Origin of the sequence: Amycolatopsis jejuensis (genome assembly GCF_000717335.1) — a bacterium.
Taxonomy (GTDB): domain Bacteria; phylum Actinomycetota; class Actinomycetes; order Mycobacteriales; family Pseudonocardiaceae; genus Amycolatopsis; species Amycolatopsis jejuensis.
On record NZ_JNYZ01000022.1, the window covers coordinates 1 to 15,815 of the forward strand.

The following is a 15,815-nucleotide window of genomic DNA, read 5'->3' on the forward strand; positions in this document are numbered from 1 at the left end:
CAACTCCCTCCACAATGCGCAACGATCGATCACATCACAACAGCGACAACCGCTGCCCGTATCACCCCGTAACACCCCCACCCGACAACGTGACACCACAACACCTGTGCAGCTGAAACAAACGCGCCAAAGCAAAGATCACCGCGGGCAGGACCGGTGGGAAAGGAAAGAACAGGAAGGGCCGGGAGAAGAGAAGCAACGGACGACTCCACCCGCGGCCGGTCGGCGACGGGTGGGGTGCGACGTCGCGGGTCAAGCCAGGAGGGCGGGCAGGGGCACCGAGTGCGGTGCGGGGCGGGGCGAGACACAGGGCGTCGGCCAAAGGCCATCGGGCGCAGGCGATGTGCGGCCAGGCGAGGCACGGGCGGGAGACACATGAGCGCAGGCGACAGCGGGCAGGCGACACGCAGACACAAGCGAAACTTGGGCGAGCAACACGTGAACACAGGTGACAGCGGGCGAGCCGACACGCAGGCGCAGGCAAAGCGCGAGCCTGACCAAAACCCAGCCCTCAACCCATTAAGAACCGTCCTCAATCCCCAACTGCCACAACGCCATCCGCGCATGCCGCGCCGCAGCCGCTCGCCCTGGGGCAGCCCTCAGGCCAAGGAGCCGTTGCCGATGCGGTTCGCCCAGCAGGAGTGTGAACAGGGCCGTCGCCAGGTCCACATCGTGTTCCGGCAAACGCTCGTTCAGCGCCGCGATGTACGCCTGAGGCCCATCACGGTAGAACTCCCGGGCCAGCTCCGGGAAGCTGTGTGCCTCGGTGATCATCAGCCGGTGCAGGGCGATGCCCTCGTCGGAATGCAGCGCAGACACGATTCCGGTCGCCAGTGCCAGCAGGCCGGTGTCCGCGGGGGGCTGTTCGAGCGTTCGGCGGCGGAGGCGGTCGACCGCAGCGAGGAAGATCTCGGTCCGGTCGCCGAAATAGCCGTAGATCGTGCGTTTCGTGACGTGTGCCTCGGCCACGATGTGGTCCAGCGTCACCTGGCCGAAGCCGCCTGTGGCGAAGAGGCGTACGGCCGCGTCGAGGATGTCGTCACGGCGTTGTGCGCGCTCTGTCTCGGTGGGGCGTCCTCGTTTGCGTGGACCTGTCACCGACCCCGCCCCTTCGATCGACATCCGGCCCGAACCGGCCTATAATGAACCGTACTTCGTATCATTATAGGCGTTCTGCCGCACCCGGCAAGAACGAAGCCCCGCCACCACGCGCGCGCGGGCGAGAAGGAGACCCTCGATGCCCCCGAAAACCGCTGCCCCACGCCGGACGGCCGACGCCCGGCTGCTGGGCTTCTACCGGCAGATGGTGCTGATCCGCCGCTTCGAGGAACGCGCGGCCCGCGCCTACACCGAGGCGAAGATCGGCGGGTACTGCCACCTGAACCTCGGCGAGGAGGCGACCGTCGCCGGGCTCATGGCGGCGCTCGGCAAGGACGACTACGTCTTCGCGAACTACCGCGAGCACGGTTACGCGATCGCGCGCGGCGTCGCGCCGGAGCGGGTGATGGCCGAGCTGTACGGGCGGGCCGACGGGGTGTCCCGCGGATGGGGCGGGTCGATGCACATGTTCGACCTCGCGTCGCGGTTCATGGGTGGTTACGGGATCGTCGGCGGACAGGTTCCGCTGGCCACCGGGGCAGCGCTCGCGATCGACTACCGCGGCGGCTCCGAGGCGGTGCTGTGCCTGATGGGCGACGGCACCACGAACATCGGCGCCTTCCACGAGTCGTTGAACCTCGCCGCGCTGTGGAAGCTGCCGATCGTGTACGTGGTCGTCAACAACGGGCTCGGCATGGGCACCACCGTGGAGCAGTCGTCGGCGGAGCCCGAACTGCACCGGCGGGCCGCCGCGTACCGGATGGCCTCGGCCCGGGTCGACGGCAACGACCCGGCCGCGGTGCACGCCGCCGCCCGCACGGCGCTCGCCGCGGCGCGGGCGGGGAAGCCGTACCTGCTGGAGACCGTGTCGGGACGGCTCAAGGGGCATTCGGTCGTCGACCCGGCCCGTTACCGCAGCCGCGAGGAAGCCGAAGCGTTGAAGGCGGCCGACCCCGTCGCGGCGTACGCGGTGCGGTTGCACCAGCAGGGCCTGCTCACCGACGAGCTCATTGCGCAGATCGACGCCGAGGCCACCACGCAGGTCGCCGCAGCGGTCGCGTTCGCCGAGGCGAGCCCGCACCCGGACGTGTCGACCCTGTTCGACTACACCTACGCGACGCCGGTCCCGAACGATTCCCGCCGCTTGCCCGCGGACCCGCTGTTCCCCGCAGGTGCCCCGGCATGAGTGTGATCAGCTACCGCCAGGCCCTGCACGACGCGCTGCACGACGAGATGCTGCGCGACGACGACGTCTTCCTGATCGGCGAGGAAATCGGCCTTTTCGAGGGGTCGTACAAGATCACCGCCGGGCTGCTCGCCGAGTTCGGCGCCAAGCGGGTCCGGGACACGCCGATCGCCGAAGAGGGCTTCACCGGCGCGGCGATCGGCGCGGCGATGCTCGGGCTACGGCCGGTCGTGGAGATCATGACGATCAACTTCTCCCTGCTCGCGCTCGACCAGATCGTCAACCACGCCGCGAAGATCTACGGCATGTTCGGCGGGCAATCCCGCGTGCCGCTGGTGATCCGCACCCCCGGCGGGGGCGGGCAGCAGCTCGGCGCCACGCACTCGCAGAACATCGAGCTGTACTACGCCTTCGTGCCCGGGATGAAGGTCGTCGCCCCGTCCAGCCCGGCCGACGCGAAAGCGCTGATGCTCGCCGCCATCCGCGACGACGACCCGGTGCTCGTCCTCGAAAACCTCGCGCTGTACAACACCACCGGCGAGGTACCTGATCACGACGAGCCCGCCGAAATCGGCCGGGCCGCCGTCACGCGCGAAGGCTCGCACATCACCGTGGTCGCGTACTCGCGGATGGCCGTGGTCGCGCTCCAGGTGGCCGAACGCCTTGCCACGGAAGGCATCGACGTCGAGGTCGTCGACCTGCGCAGCCTCCGCCCACTCGACCGCGACACCGTCGTCGCGTCGGTGAAGAAGACGAACTGCGCGGTGGTCCTGGAAGACGACTGGCTCACGTACGGCATCGGTGCCGAGATCGCCGCAACCATCTCCGACGGCGCCTTCGACTGGCTCGACGCCCCCGTCCGCCGCGTCGCGATGGCCGAGGTCCCGCTGCCGTACGCCAAGTCGCTGGAGACCGCGGCCCTGCCCTCGGCCGACGACGCGATCACCGCCATCCGCGAAACCCTCGACGCCGTCACCCGGCGCCGCTGAGAGGACCCACCGTGATCGACATCCTCATGCCCCGCCTCTCCGACACCATGGCCGAAGGCTCCATCAATGCGTGGCGCAAACGCCCCGGCGACCCGGTCGCACCCGGCGACGTCCTCGTCGAGATCGAGACCGACAAGGCGATGATGGAACAGGAGGCGTACGAAGCGGGTGTCCTGGCCGAGATCCTGGTGCCGGAAGGCGGGACCGCGGCGATCGGAACACCGATTGCGAGGCTCGACAACGGTGCCTCGGCCGGGGAAACCTCGACGGTGGCGGCCGCCGAACCGCCCGCGGCAGCGCAACCCCGTCCGCAACTCACGTCGGTGCCACCCAGCCCAGTGCAACCCAGCCCGGCGAGGCCCGCGGCGCCACCCGAGCCGCAGCGTCCGGCGGTGCCACCCGCGGCAGAGCACCGTCTCGCCGCCAGCCCGCTGGTCCGCAAACTCGCCCGTGAGCGGGGCATCGACCTGGCGACCGTCCCCGGTACCGGCCCCGGTGGCCGCATCATCCGTGCCGACCTCGACGCGCACCAGCCACCGGAGCCGAGCGGGGCAGGCGGGCCGACCGGCGCGACGGGGCAGAACGCGGCAACCAGGGCAACCGAGCCGAGCGGGCCAGCTGAAACGGTGCCCACCGGAGCGGACGCGCGTGACCCGCACCCGGTCCCCTTCGACACCATCCGGCAAGCCATCGCCACCCGCCTCGCCGAAAGCGCCGCCACTCCCACCTTCACCGCGACCGCGTCCGCCGACGTCAAAGACCTCCGGAAACTCCGCGCCGGGATCAACGAGAGCGGCACGAGGGTCACCGTCAACGATCTCCTTGTCCGCGCGGTCGCGCTCGCTCTCCGGGCCCACCCTGGGATGAACGCGTCGTACTCCCCGGATGGGCGCGGGCAGACCCTCCTCCACCAGCGCATCCACCTCGGCATCGCGGTCGCCGCACCGGCGGGGCTGGTCGTCCCGGTTGTGCACGATGCCGATCGCCTCGCGGTCACGGCGATCTCCGCCATCACGCGCGACCTCGGGCGCCGCGCCGCCGATCGCACCCTCACCACCGCGGACCTCAGCGACGGCACCTTCACGATCAGCAACCTCGGCAGCTACGGCGTCGAGCACTTCACCGCGATCATCAACCCACCCCAGGGCGCCATCCTCGCCGTCGGCGCCGCCCGCAAACGTTTGCGCTACACCGTGACGGCCGACCATCGCATCATCGACGGCGCCCTCGCCGCCCAGTTCCTCGCGACGCTGACCGACCTCCTCGAGCATCCCCTGCGGCTGGTGACGTGAGCGCTACTGCCCGATCGCGTGTACCCCGCCGTCGGCCCACACCATCGAGCCCGTGGTCGCCGGTAGCCAGTCCGACAGCAGGGCACAGACCGACTGAGCCGCGGCGGTCGGGTCAGCGGCGTTCCAGCCCAGCGGAGCCCGCTTGTCCCAGTCCGCCTCCATCTCCGCGAAGCCCGGGATCGACTTGGCGGCGATGGTCCGCAGCGGGCCGGACGCGACCAGATTCGTACGGATGCCGCGCGGCCCCAACTCCCTGGCCAGATAGCGGTTCACCGACTCCAGCGCGGCCTTCGCGACGCCCATCCAGTCGTAGTCCGGCCACGCGACGCGCGCATCGAAGTCCAGGCCGACGATCGACGCGCCCGGGTCCAGCAGCGGCAGGACCGCGGCGGCGAGGGCGTTGAGCGAGTACGCCGATACCTGCAGGCTCGACGACACGTCCGGCCACGGCGCGCCCATGAAGTCACCCCAGCAGCTGGCCGGCGCGGCCGCGATCGAGTGCACCACGCCGTCCAGGCCGTCGACGTGGTCGCGGACCCGGTCGGCGAGCGTCGCGAGGTGGGCCGGATCGGTGACGTCCAGCTCCACCACCGGCGCCGGTGACGGCAGCCGCTGGGCGATCCGGTTCACCAGGGACAACCGGCCGAACCCGGTGAGCACCACGTCCGCACCTTGCTGTTGCGCGATCCGCGCGGTGTGGAAGCCGATCGACGCCTCGGTGATGACCCCGGTGACCAGGATTCGCTTCCCGTCTAGCAAGCCGGTCACGACGGCCACTTTCGCAGCACCAGCACCGCGTTGTGCCCGCCGAAGCCGAACGAGTTGCTCATCGCCACCGAGATGTCGTGCTCCTGCGCGCTTCCGGCGACGAAGTTCATCTCGGGGTCGAGCGGCTGGTCGCAGTTGATGGTGGGAGGGGCGACGCCGTCGCGCATCGCGAGGCACGACACGATCGCCTCGACCGCGCCGCCCGCGCCGATCATGTGCCCGGTCATCGATTTCGTGGAGCTCACCGGAATCTCCAGCGCATGGTCTCCCAGCACTTCCCGGATCGAGTGGACCTCGCGCTCGTCGCCGATCGGGGTGCTGGTGCCGTGTGCGTTGATGTAGTCCACAGTGGACGCATCGACCCCTGCGTCCGCCAGCGCCGCTCGCATGGCGGACTTCGCGCCCGCGCCCTCGGGATGCGGAGCTGTCCAGTGGTAAGCGTCCGAAGTGGACCCGTAGCCGATCACCTCGGCGAGGATCGGGACCCCGCGGGCCGCCGCGTGTGAGGCTTCCTCCAGGACCATCACCCCGGCACCGGCGCTCATCACGAACCCGTCGCGGCCCTCGTCGAACGGCCGCGAGGCCAGCTCAGGCGAGTCATTCTGCGTCGACAGCGCCCGCGCATTGCCGCTCCCGGCGAAATCGCCGCGAGTGAGGCAGTTGTCCGCGCCACCGGCGATCACGACGTCCGCGAAGCCGAACTGGATCCAGCGCGCGGCCTCGCCCAGCGAATCGGTACCCGTTGCGCAAGCCGTGCTCTGTGCCCGGCTCGGACCCCGCGCACCGAACTGCATGCTGATCTCGCCTGCGGCATTGTCGATCGCACCGGCGATTTGCGCGAACGGGCTGACCGAGCGAGGACCCTTGTCCCGCAACGTATCTGCGACCCGGTGGTTGTAGTTGACCGGACCATACCCGCTACCGACGAGCACTCCGGCGCGCGGCGCAAGTTCGTCGTCAAGCGTCAGCTTCGCGCATTCCATGGCCTGTGTGGCCGCCCCCATGGCGTACAGCGCGTACGTGTCCATCCGGCGGCTGACCTTGTGCGGCACGTACAGATCCGGGTCGAATCCCCGTACCTCGCCGCCGATCTGCGTGTTGAGATCGGCGACGTCGAACGCCTCGATCCGGCGGATTCCGCTGCGGCCGGCGAGCATCGCGGACCAGGTGTCCTCCACGGTGAGGCCCAGCGGGGTGATCGCGCCCCAGCCGGTGACCACTACCCGGCGACGCAGGCGCCGCATCTCTTCGAGCACCATCATTCCTCCATTCAGCGTCACGGGTGCACGGCGGGGAAGTCACCGTCCACTTCGGATAGTCCGGGCGGGGAGTCGGCGAGGTCGACGGGTACGTACAGCACCGAGACCCGGCCGTCCGAACATGCGGCGAGAGCTTGGCGCAGGACGTCTTCGGTACGCGCGGGATCGTCGAGAACCCGTTGCTGCACCGGGGAATCGAATCGGGTGGACGGAAGGCCACCACCGGCAAACGAGAACCGCTCACCGTCCAGCCTGCGCTGGTCCAATTGCGACTGAAGCCAGCCGTAACCGCCATTGCACAGTACCACGAACAGCACGCCGAGCCGTTCCTTCGCGAAAGTCTCCAGGTCGGCATCGAAGAGGGTGAAGGCGCCGTCGCCGACGAACGCGACCACCTGGCGTCCCGGCGCGGCCAGCGCCACCCCGCCGGACGCGGCGGCCCCGAAGCCCAGGCTCGTCTGTTCCGAAGGGACGATCGACCCGGCTTCCGCGCGGCACGGCAAATGCGGGAAAATGTAGGACCACATGTCCTGCAACCCGTTCTCCTGCACCAGGATCCGGTCCTCCGGGAGAACCGTGTCCATCGTCTGCAGGAGCCGCGCGATCGTCGAGTTCTCCGCCGTTGTCTTGGCGTCGGTGAAGATCGCGTCCCGGGTTTCGGCAATCCGGCGCTGCCACTCGGGATCCGGTGCTTCGGAAACCGCGTTCAGCCAATCCTCCGCGACCTGGCCGACGTCGCCGATCACGCGGTGCCCGTCGAACTCGAGCGAGAACTCTTCAGCCGCGAGGTTGACCTGGACCACCGGCGGCGCTTCCCAGCCGAACGTCGCAGTTTCTTCGAGCCTGCTGCTGAGCGCGATGACCAGGTCCGCGTCCTTCCACAGCTCGGCAGCCGCTTCCGGCAGATACAGCCCGGACAGCCCCAAAAAACGGTGGTGCGATTCGTCGACCGCGCCGCGGCCGGTAGCAGTGCTGAACACCGCGGCGCCGAGACGATCGGCAAGCCGTTCGATCACGCGGTCGCCGTTGCGTTGCCGCGCGCCACCACCCACGAGCAGGACCGGCTTGCGGGCCGCCTGGATCGCGGCCAGCGCCGGACTTTCTTCCGGCATCCGATGCACCGGCTTTTCCGGCAACGCCTGCCACGGCCGGGTCCGCTCGATTTCCGTGGTGAGCAAGTGATCCGGCAACTCCAGGTACACCGGACCGGGTACGCCGCCGGACGCGATGGCCCATGCCTGCTGAATGGCCGCAACAACGCGTCCGGGATGGTCGACCCGATGCGCCCACTTCACCAGCGGACGCACGAACGCGAGCTGGTCCAGTTCCTGGAAAGCCGCCGACCCGCGCCGCTCGGCCGACGTCCCCGCCGCCAGCACCACGAGTGGCGCGCGGGAACACGACGCCTCCAACACGCCCGTAAGAACATTCGTGGCGGCCGGGCCTTTCCCGATCACGCACACCCCAGGACGGCCGGATTCCAATGCATAGCCGGTGGCCATGAAAGCGGCATTGCGCTGGTCTCGGCACAGCACCAGCCGCAGGTCGCTTTCCTGGATTGCGGCCAGCAGCACCAGATCGTCGGCCGGAAGGCCGAACACCGTGCTGGTGCCAGCTGTTTTCAGGAAATCGACCACGGCATGCCAGCAGCCGGGATAGGTGGTCATCGGATCGCCCCCGTCGGTACCTTGAAACCCTTTTCCGGATACTGCATGACGGCTTTCGGCGTGACGACCGCGGTCGGCACACTGTTGCCGGTGAGCCGCGCGAACATGTTGCGCGGCCCGATGATGTACGCCCGTTCCGCACGGCTGGCGCGGATGCCTTCGACCACAGTGGACCAACGGACCGGACTCGTCCAGCCGTCCAGCAGGTCTTTCCGCACGGCGGCGGGGTCGGTGAGCAGCTCACCGGTGACGTCGGAAAGCATCGGCAATTCCGAGCGCCGCCACGAGAATTGGCTGTACACCTCGGTTTCCAGCCGCTGCCGCAGTTCCGCCACCATCGTGCAATGCTCGGCCCGGTTCATGAGATAGAACGCGAACCCGCCCGCCTCCGTGACGAGTTCACGGAACCTTTCCAGGCCGGTCATCGTGCCGGACACGCCGTGCACGGAGTTGTCCAAATAGATCGATCCCTCGACCCGGTGGCCCTCAGCCAAGCACTGCGCGATCAACCCGTCGACAGCCGCGGAATCCAAGCGATAGAAGAAGAAACAGCCGACCGGTTCGGCGAGCCCGCCGAAGTAGTCGAGCTCGACGCGCGTGCTTTCCCGTACCAGCAGCAAGGCTTCCGCGTAGTCCAGCACCCCGGCGTACACCGCGCCGACGATCGCGCCGAAGCTCTGTCCACCGTAGACAACCGGGTCGAGGTCGAGGTGTTCACCCGCCCAGTCCGCGAGCGCGAGACTCAGCGCCATGAACCCGGCTTCGAAGACTTCCCAGTCGTAGACCTCGGCCTTTTCGTAGGCGTCGATCAGCGAATAGCCGAGTACCTCGTCGGCGACCGCCAGCCGGCGTTTCGCGAACTCGTTCTCGGTCAGGAAGTCGGCAATCGCGGGAAACGTGGTCGGTACCAGTCCCGGGAAATAGATCGCGTCGGCCACGTACCCCTCCTCCACGGCTGCCGTGGCCGGGCACGGTCACAGCCGGTCGAGTTGCTCCTGCTTTCTGCGCTCGAACTCCTCATCCGAAAGGAGTCCGGCCTCGCGCAGCTCGGTGAGCGCGCGAATGGCGGCGACGATTTCGTCGGGCAGTCCAGGGCCGGCCTGTGCCGGCGGCAGGGCACCGAGTGCCGTGTGCTCCCCCGAGCAACGCTGGATTTCCGCCAGAAGCGTTGCCGCAAAGGGTAGCGAATCCGCGATGCTGCCGTAACCCATTCCGAAAAGAATCACCCGCGGATCTTCTTCGACGTCTCCCGCACGTTCTCCGGTAAGCACCGCGAGATGGCCCGACATCAGGCTGGGCTTGACCCATTCCGCGCCGGTGAGCTCACCGAGCGGGTACACACTTTCCCCCTGCGCCCGTTTGCTTCCGGCCGCTTCGTCGTTCCACCGGAACCGCAGCACTCCCGGCTCCAGATGCGCGTCGCCGTCGTAACACTTCAACCGCAACGGCGGAGTTTCCGCGTCCAGCAAGAACTTCTCGCACGGCTCCGCCGGGTTCTGCCCGGCCCGCAGCCGCAGGCCGTCGGCGTGGTACCCGGCGAGATCCTCCTGGCCACGCGCCAGCTCCAGGTCGTACAACGCATGGTCTTCCGGCAGCTGCCCGGCCGCGGCCGCCAGGTACGGATCGGCGCCCGGACGCAGCAGCAGCTGCAGCACCGGGACACCCCCGGTGTGCCCAGCCTGCGCACCGGCAATCGCCTCGTCGGGAATCACCCGTCTGCCGATCCGGCGCAGCAATTTCGGATTGCCCCAGTTACGTGAATATTCAATGACCACCCGGCCCTCTTCGAGGGTCCAGGTGGCATTGTCCCCGGCGAGCTCGAAACCCAGCGTCATCGGGGCCGGCTACCGGTCCAGCTTCTTGTTCTTCGACGGGAAGATCATCACCGCGCCGGTGACGACCAGTTCGATCGCGCCGAGGATGGCCAGCACGACCCCCACCTTGTCCAGCGAGAACACCGGAATTTCGACGCCTTTGCCGGTCTGCCACAGAATCAGGCCGCCGACCAGCATCACCACGCCGATGATGAGTGACTTGACGTTCGCGGACAAGAAACCCCTCCCTCAGAAATACGCGGCCCGAACGCCGTACCCCCGACCCCCGGTTCCGCTCGTTGTCACCGCCCGTCAGCTTCCCCGCCCGATCGCATCCCGTGCAACGGCCGGACGAAGAACAGTGCAAGAGCTATTCCAAGATAGCAGAATCCGAGAACCACGAAAGTGTGACGGGCCCCCGTGGTCGCCAGCAACCTGGTCAGCAACGACACCGCAACCGGGCTCGGCGCGGCGACGACCGTGGTGGCAATACTGGTGACCCGGCCGAACATCCGCTGCGGCACGCGTTCCTGCAGCACCAGCATGTACAGCAGGTCGACCGGGCTGATCACCACGCCGGCGACGAACATCAGCACGAGCGCGACGGCCACGCCGATGTCGAAGGCCAGCAACAGAATCAGCACCGCGAGCCCGAGATACGCGGTGAGATACGCGGCACGGCGCGGAATCCGGTGGCCGAAGATGCCGTAACAGATGGTGCCGACCAGCGATCCGGCGCCGAACGAGCTCACCAGGCCGCCGTACCAGGCAGGCGAACCGATCTGCTCGCTCGCGTACGCGGTGAGGCCGATCGTGGCCAGTCCCGTGTCCAGCGCGGCGAACACCGTGGTGGCCGCGATCAGCGCCCGCAGCACCCGATCGCCCCAGAAGAACCGCAGCGCGACCCGGAACTGCCGGTAGTACGACCGGCCGTGCTCCTGCAGGTCGTGCACCGGATTGTGCGGCGTGGCCAGGAAGAACAGTACGATCAGGGCGGCGATCCCGCCCGCGACGGCGTCGATGAGCAGCGTGACCGGACTGCCGAGCAGGCCGACCACCGCACCCGCGACCACCGGTCCGAACAGGTTCGCCATCGAGTTCAGGCCACGCAACGTGGCATTCGCGCGTTCGAGTGTTTTCCCCGATCCGGCAGCCAATGCCGGGAGCAGGCCGAACGTGGCGACGCGGCCGGGTTCGTCGGCCGCGGACCGGATGAAGGCGAGGACCAGCAGCAGCCACCACGACAGGGCATCCGCCTGGTCCAGCACGAAAGTGAGCCCGGTGACGACCGAGCCGACCGCCATCGAAACCAGCCACGAACGGCGTAGTCCCCATCGGTCGAGCAGTGGGCCCATGAAGAGCCCGGTGAAAATCGAAGCGACCACCGACACCGTGACCACGGTGCCGGTGAACGCGATGTCCCCGGTGGCCGCGAGCGCGAACAGCGGGTACGCGACCGCGCCGACGCTGCTGCCGATCAGGTTGACCGCAAAAGCGATCTGCAGCACGCCGTACGCCCTCGCCCCGGCGCGCCCGGGCTGCGTGCGCGTGTCGAGCATGGCAGTCCCCGTTTGTGCAGTGGGTTTTCGGAGAGCTTTCGCGAAGCGGCGGCGGGCCGTGGTCCGCCCGTAGCAGACGAACCACGACCCGCCGCCTTCTCGCTTGCTCCGGCCGTGCCGTAAGCGCCCGCGCGAGGGGGAGGTATCAAGCGGCTCACGGCCTATGACCGGGAATTCAGCACTGGTTCGAAACGGTGCTGCCCGGAAGCGTGGCCTCGGCGGCGCTGGTCTCCAGGGCCTGCAGGTCCAAGATGGTCATCCTCATTCACCTCCCCCGATGCGGTACCGGAATTTCATCGTGGAAAAGAACTTCAGCAGGCGTTCGAAACGGTGCTGCCCGGGAGGGTGGTCTCCGCGGCGCTGGTCTCGAGGCCCTGCAGGTCGAAGATGTTCATGATGATTCCCCTTTCACATTTTCACTGGATTGCCGTCCGGTTCCCCGGCCGCGAAGCAGGCACCGGCCGCCGCAGCTCGGCCACCGGCCGGCACGCCCGACACCGGGGACAGGAACGGAAGGAACGGGATTCGCGGATCGTGTACCGAGGCCAGTGCCGCCAGTACACCCGCGTTCCCCGTGGCGAAATCCATGGACAAGCGGCTACATCCGTCACCGGGAAAAGAGACATGTCCATGAAAAGCAAGGGAATGCCAGCCGAGATTCCCCAGATGGGTTTTCACTTGCTCTGCCTCAATGATACCCGACGCTCCCCGCGAAAGTCGAGCCAATACGGCAAGCAATCCGGCCCGGCCGTGAAAAAGATTGGCGTCGGCCACGAATACGCTTTGCCCGGCCCGGCTCAACGGGGCAAGGGACTCGAGAATCCGTTCGTCGGCAACGTGCCCGGCGAGCTCGTCGGCGACCAGCGCGATGCCGACGCTGCCCACCTCGAGGTATGGCAACGTACGGAATCCCCCGTCCACCTGAAGGGTTTCTCCGGCGGGCACGCAGAGGTCGAGATCCCGGTGCACAGCACGGACAGCGCCGTCGAGCCAGTATTTGTCGCCGGTGGATTCATACAGTCGCAACAGGAACAACGCCGGACCCGACCAGCCGCGCAGCAACCCGGCATGCGTACCCGCGTCACGCGCTCGCCCGAGCGCGCCCGGCGGCTTGTCGATGCCATGCGGTTCGCCGTCACCGATCGCTGCCTCAACGCGTTCCGCCAGCCGCAACGCCGTAGTCAGGTCGTCGTATTCCGCGCGTTTTTCCGCCAGGTGCAAGAGATTCAGCCCGACCCCGGCAAGCCCGCTGAACAACGTGACATCCGTGAGCTCGTCCACCATCCCGGCCGCGCGTTCGACCAGTTCGCCCGCCGCCGCCCGGTGCCCGAGCAGGTCCAGGACGTGCGCGACGCCGTGTGCGCCATCGCAGAACCCCGGTCGCGCCACCGGTTTCGCCGCGCGATCCAGCAGCCAGCGTTCGTGCGCGGGCTCGACCTCGAATCCGGCGACGGTCAACGCCCACAACACCCCCGCCGCGCCATAGGCGAACGTGTCGCCGCCGCTCCGGAAAACCTCGATGTCGCCGGGGAAAAGCCGGTCGCTGCGCTCCGGGGTCGCACTACGGCGGATCGCGTCGGCCATCGAGCCGAGCGCGTCCGGCCAGTTCAGCGCCGCACCCGCGGTGACCGGCGACGGTCGCGCCGGTCCGGTCCCGGCTGTCTCGGCCTCGATCGACGCGGCGAACCCCCCGGGCAGCTCGAAAAGCCGTTCGGCGGTTTCCGCGAGCTCACCGAGCTTGCCGGGCGCGAGCGCGGCCAGCGACGTGAGCGGAAGGAACATCCAGAGCCGCAGCACGGCCAGCGCATGCCGGTCAATAGCCCGGCCCAGTTTGGCCCCGGCGGTGAACCCGGCGTACCCCATTTTCTGTTGCCGTGACTCGGTTTCGTCGAAAGCGGCTTCGAAATCGACGAGGCCGACCGTGCCGTCCTCGTCGACCAGAATGTTGGCCGGATGCAGGTCGGCGAACACGATCCCGCGTTCGTGCACCTGCTCCACCAGCGCGCCGATCCGCTCCAGCACCGCCAGCGCGCGCTCGACGTACCTCCGCCGGTCCGCCGCCGTCGCCGACGTGCCGACCAGGGGAAAGTTCAACGCCAGCCACTGCTGCAACGTGACCCCGGGTACCCGGTCCATCGCGAGGAACCGGTGACCGGCGACGCTGAAGACGTCGTGCACCCGCGGCACGCCGGGCACCCCGTCGAGCCGCCGCAGTGCCTTGATCTCCTGCTCCATCCGGCCGACGGCGTCGGTTCCGCCGCCACTCAACCCGGCGTACGGACGGGCTTCCTTGAGCACCACTTCGCGCCCGTCGGACCCCCGGGTCGCGACGTAAACCCCGCCGCCGTTGGAAAAGTGCAGTGCCTCGGTGACCCGGTAGTCGAACCCGTCGCCCGCCTGCCCGCGGGCCGCGAAGCTCTCGGCGAGGAACACGGGCAGCTGCACCCAGTCCGGCATCGTGAACACCGGACGGCGTTCGTCGGGCACCAGCCGGCCGTCCGGACTGCGGGTGGCCAGCACCCGTTCACCGTCCGGCTTCGTGCAGTACATCGGCGTGAAACCGCCGTAGCGTACGTAAAGCGGCCCCTCGCGGTAGCGGAGGTCGCTCAGGATGTACGGACCCTCGGCGCCGGCGAGCGCCGCGTCGAGGTCCGTCAGGCAGGTCTGCAAGTCGCTCTCGTCGCGCGGGTACAGCGCGAGCACCTTGCCACTCGACGCCCGTGGCGCGTATTTGAGACTGAACGCGCGCACGAGGCTCGGATTGACGAGGAACTTGAACGCGATCGAGTGCGCGAAACAGTATTCCGCCACCGTGTCCACAATGGCCCGCGACGATTCCGGAGTGGCCGAAACGTGAATTTTCCAGCCCTGTTCCGGTAATGCGGCACCGGGCGGCGTGAGCATGACCCAGCCGTCGGTACCGCCGCGAATCCAGCCTGCCGGGACGTCCGGCGCGAATTCCTCGCGCCCTTCCCGCCAATGCACCGGATCCTCGAAGAACACCGGATCCGCCAGGGTGTACAGCTCCGCCAGCGGCTTCACGGCCGCCCCCTTTCCGGCCTCAGTAGGGCCGCTCCCGTGCGGCCCGGTCGGCGAAATCACGCAGCGACGTGGGCGGATCGCTCGCCAGGTACTTGGCGAACGCCTCCTGCGCCTGCTGCTTGTCCTCCGCCGGAATGACGTCCTCGACCGGGCTGCTCTTGGCGAATGCCTTGGCGCCGACCACGAATTCGTCGCGCAGGATCGACCACACCGTGCGGTCGTGATACTGCCCGTCCAGGAAGTAGTAGTCCCGGAGCACGCCTTCGAGCACGAAGCCGCCCTTGGTGAGCATGCTCATCGTGTGTTTGTTGTACGACGCCGTGGTGAACTCGACGCGATGCGCGTTGAGCTGGTGGAACAGGTGGTCCACCAGCATTCCGAGCGCGTCCGCGCCGATTCCCCGCTGCCATTGCCCGGGATCGCCGATGGCGCCCCCGATGGCATACGAACCGGCGCTGCCTGCCTTGCGATGGTTCACCATGCCCACCGGTTCGCCGCTTTCCGCGACGACCACCAGATACCGCACCGCACCGCTGTCGTGCGCCGCTTTGAGCTCGGCCGCGGTGATGGTTTCGTTCATGTCCCCGGTGAGCGCGCTCGCCAGTGACAATGGTCTGAGCCATTCCTCCATGACGTGGTAGTCGCCATCGGAAGGAGGGCGCAACGAACACGACTTTCTCGACACAGCTTTCGACACCCCCAGATGTCAGCCCGCACCGCTCCGCCGCCGCGCTGCCCCCAGCCGGCGGCGGAATAGCCGGACTACCCCCGCAAATCCCCAGTAACCCCAGTAACCCCAGAATGCTTTTTCGGAACTTCAGTACCTACGTCGCTCACACAATCCCCAGGACAGGTACGCCTCTGCGTAGATCGCCAGGTAACCTCTGCCCCCCAGCCCACGGGAACCTGTTCGCCCCGGAATGTAGACCAGGTCGGACAAAACTGTCAACCGGCAGGGACCGCAGAACGGGACATCGCTTCGTTATTGAATAAGTTTCACGAAGCTTTTACCGGTTGAACTTTCATCCTCTCGAAAGTCCCGACTTAAGTCTTGCCAAAGTCGTTGAAGATCCCCCGGTGCTCGTGTACCTTCGGCGGCATCAGGCCACGTCGCGGCCACTCTCTGTTCTCTGGTGCGGAT

The 15,815-nt window shown here is 67.9% G+C and carries 14 protein-coding genes; 3 read left to right on the forward strand and 11 right to left on the reverse strand.

Annotated features, from left to right (window positions below):
- Positions 1-519: 519 nt before the first annotated feature.
- Positions 520-1,098, reverse strand: a complete 579-nt coding sequence (locus OO71_RS28790; protein ID WP_245633803.1) for a TetR/AcrR family transcriptional regulator — start codon at positions 1,096-1,098, stop codon at positions 520-522.
- 139 nt (positions 1,099-1,237) lie between these two features.
- On the opposite strand from OO71_RS28790, the gene pdhA reads away from it, so the two are divergent.
- The 3 genes from pdhA to OO71_RS28805 are packed head-to-tail and all read left to right on the forward strand — an operon-like array spanning position 1,238 to position 4,565.
- Positions 1,238-2,284, forward strand: coding sequence for a pyruvate dehydrogenase (acetyl-transferring) E1 component subunit alpha (pdhA, locus tag OO71_RS28795; RefSeq protein WP_051792414.1), 1,047 nt, complete (start codon positions 1,238-1,240; stop codon positions 2,282-2,284).
- On the forward strand, positions 2,281-3,273 hold the full coding sequence (locus OO71_RS28800; protein WP_033293083.1) for an alpha-ketoacid dehydrogenase subunit beta: 993 nt from the start codon (positions 2,281-2,283) through the stop codon (positions 3,271-3,273). The genes pdhA and OO71_RS28800 overlap by 4 nt, the downstream gene beginning before the upstream one ends.
- Positions 3,274-3,284: 11 nt before the next feature.
- Entirely contained in the window at positions 3,285-4,565 is a 1,281-nt protein-coding gene (locus tag OO71_RS28805; protein ID WP_051792415.1) for a dihydrolipoamide acetyltransferase family protein, read from the forward strand.
- 3 nt (positions 4,566-4,568) lie between these two features.
- Here the strand turns inward: OO71_RS28805 and fabI are convergent, their stop codons facing one another.
- The 10 genes from fabI to OO71_RS28850 all read right to left on the reverse strand — a co-directional run bounded on the left by fabI (position 4,569) and on the right by OO71_RS28850 (position 15,371).
- Positions 4,569-5,333: an enoyl-ACP reductase FabI gene (gene fabI / locus OO71_RS28810; protein ID WP_033293170.1), complete on the reverse strand. Its 765-nt coding sequence runs from the start codon at positions 5,331-5,333 to the stop codon at positions 4,569-4,571.
- Positions 5,330-6,592: a beta-ketoacyl-ACP synthase II gene (gene fabF, locus OO71_RS28815; protein ID WP_245633804.1), complete on the reverse strand. Its 1,263-nt coding sequence runs from the start codon at positions 6,590-6,592 to the stop codon at positions 5,330-5,332. Before fabF ends, fabI begins: the two co-directional genes overlap by 4 nt.
- Positions 6,593-6,609: 17 nt before the next feature.
- Complete coding sequence (locus tag OO71_RS28820; protein ID WP_033293084.1) at positions 6,610-8,259, reverse strand: thiamine pyrophosphate-binding protein; 1,650 nt, start codon at positions 8,257-8,259, stop codon at positions 6,610-6,612.
- Positions 8,256-9,197 (reverse strand): ACP S-malonyltransferase, encoded by a 942-nt coding sequence (locus OO71_RS28825; RefSeq protein ID WP_156096579.1) that lies wholly within the window; start codon positions 9,195-9,197, stop codon positions 8,256-8,258. Before OO71_RS28825 ends, OO71_RS28820 begins: the two co-directional genes overlap by 4 nt.
- A gap of 36 nt (positions 9,198-9,233) precedes the next feature.
- Positions 9,234-10,094: a DUF4429 domain-containing protein gene (locus OO71_RS28830; RefSeq protein WP_033293085.1), complete on the reverse strand. Its 861-nt coding sequence runs from the start codon at positions 10,092-10,094 to the stop codon at positions 9,234-9,236.
- Between the two features lie 9 nt (positions 10,095-10,103).
- On the reverse strand, positions 10,104-10,310 hold the full coding sequence (locus OO71_RS28835) for a DUF5708 family protein (RefSeq protein WP_033293086.1): 207 nt from the start codon (positions 10,308-10,310) through the stop codon (positions 10,104-10,106).
- 65 nt (positions 10,311-10,375) lie between these two features.
- Complete coding sequence (locus OO71_RS28840) at positions 10,376-11,632, reverse strand: MFS transporter (protein WP_033293087.1); 1,257 nt, start codon at positions 11,630-11,632, stop codon at positions 10,376-10,378.
- 175 nt (positions 11,633-11,807) lie between these two features.
- A complete protein-coding gene (locus OO71_RS50350) occupies positions 11,808-11,897 on the reverse strand; it encodes a SapB/AmfS family lanthipeptide (protein ID WP_156096580.1) in 90 nt (29 codons plus the stop codon).
- A gap of 143 nt (positions 11,898-12,040) precedes the next feature.
- Positions 12,041-14,674, reverse strand: a complete 2,634-nt coding sequence (lanKC, locus tag OO71_RS28845; protein WP_051792416.1) for a class III lanthionine synthetase LanKC — start codon at positions 14,672-14,674, stop codon at positions 12,041-12,043.
- 19 nt (positions 14,675-14,693) lie between these two features.
- Complete coding sequence (locus OO71_RS28850; protein WP_342669957.1) at positions 14,694-15,371, reverse strand: GNAT family N-acetyltransferase; 678 nt, start codon at positions 15,369-15,371, stop codon at positions 14,694-14,696.
- Positions 15,372-15,815 lie beyond the last annotated feature (444 nt).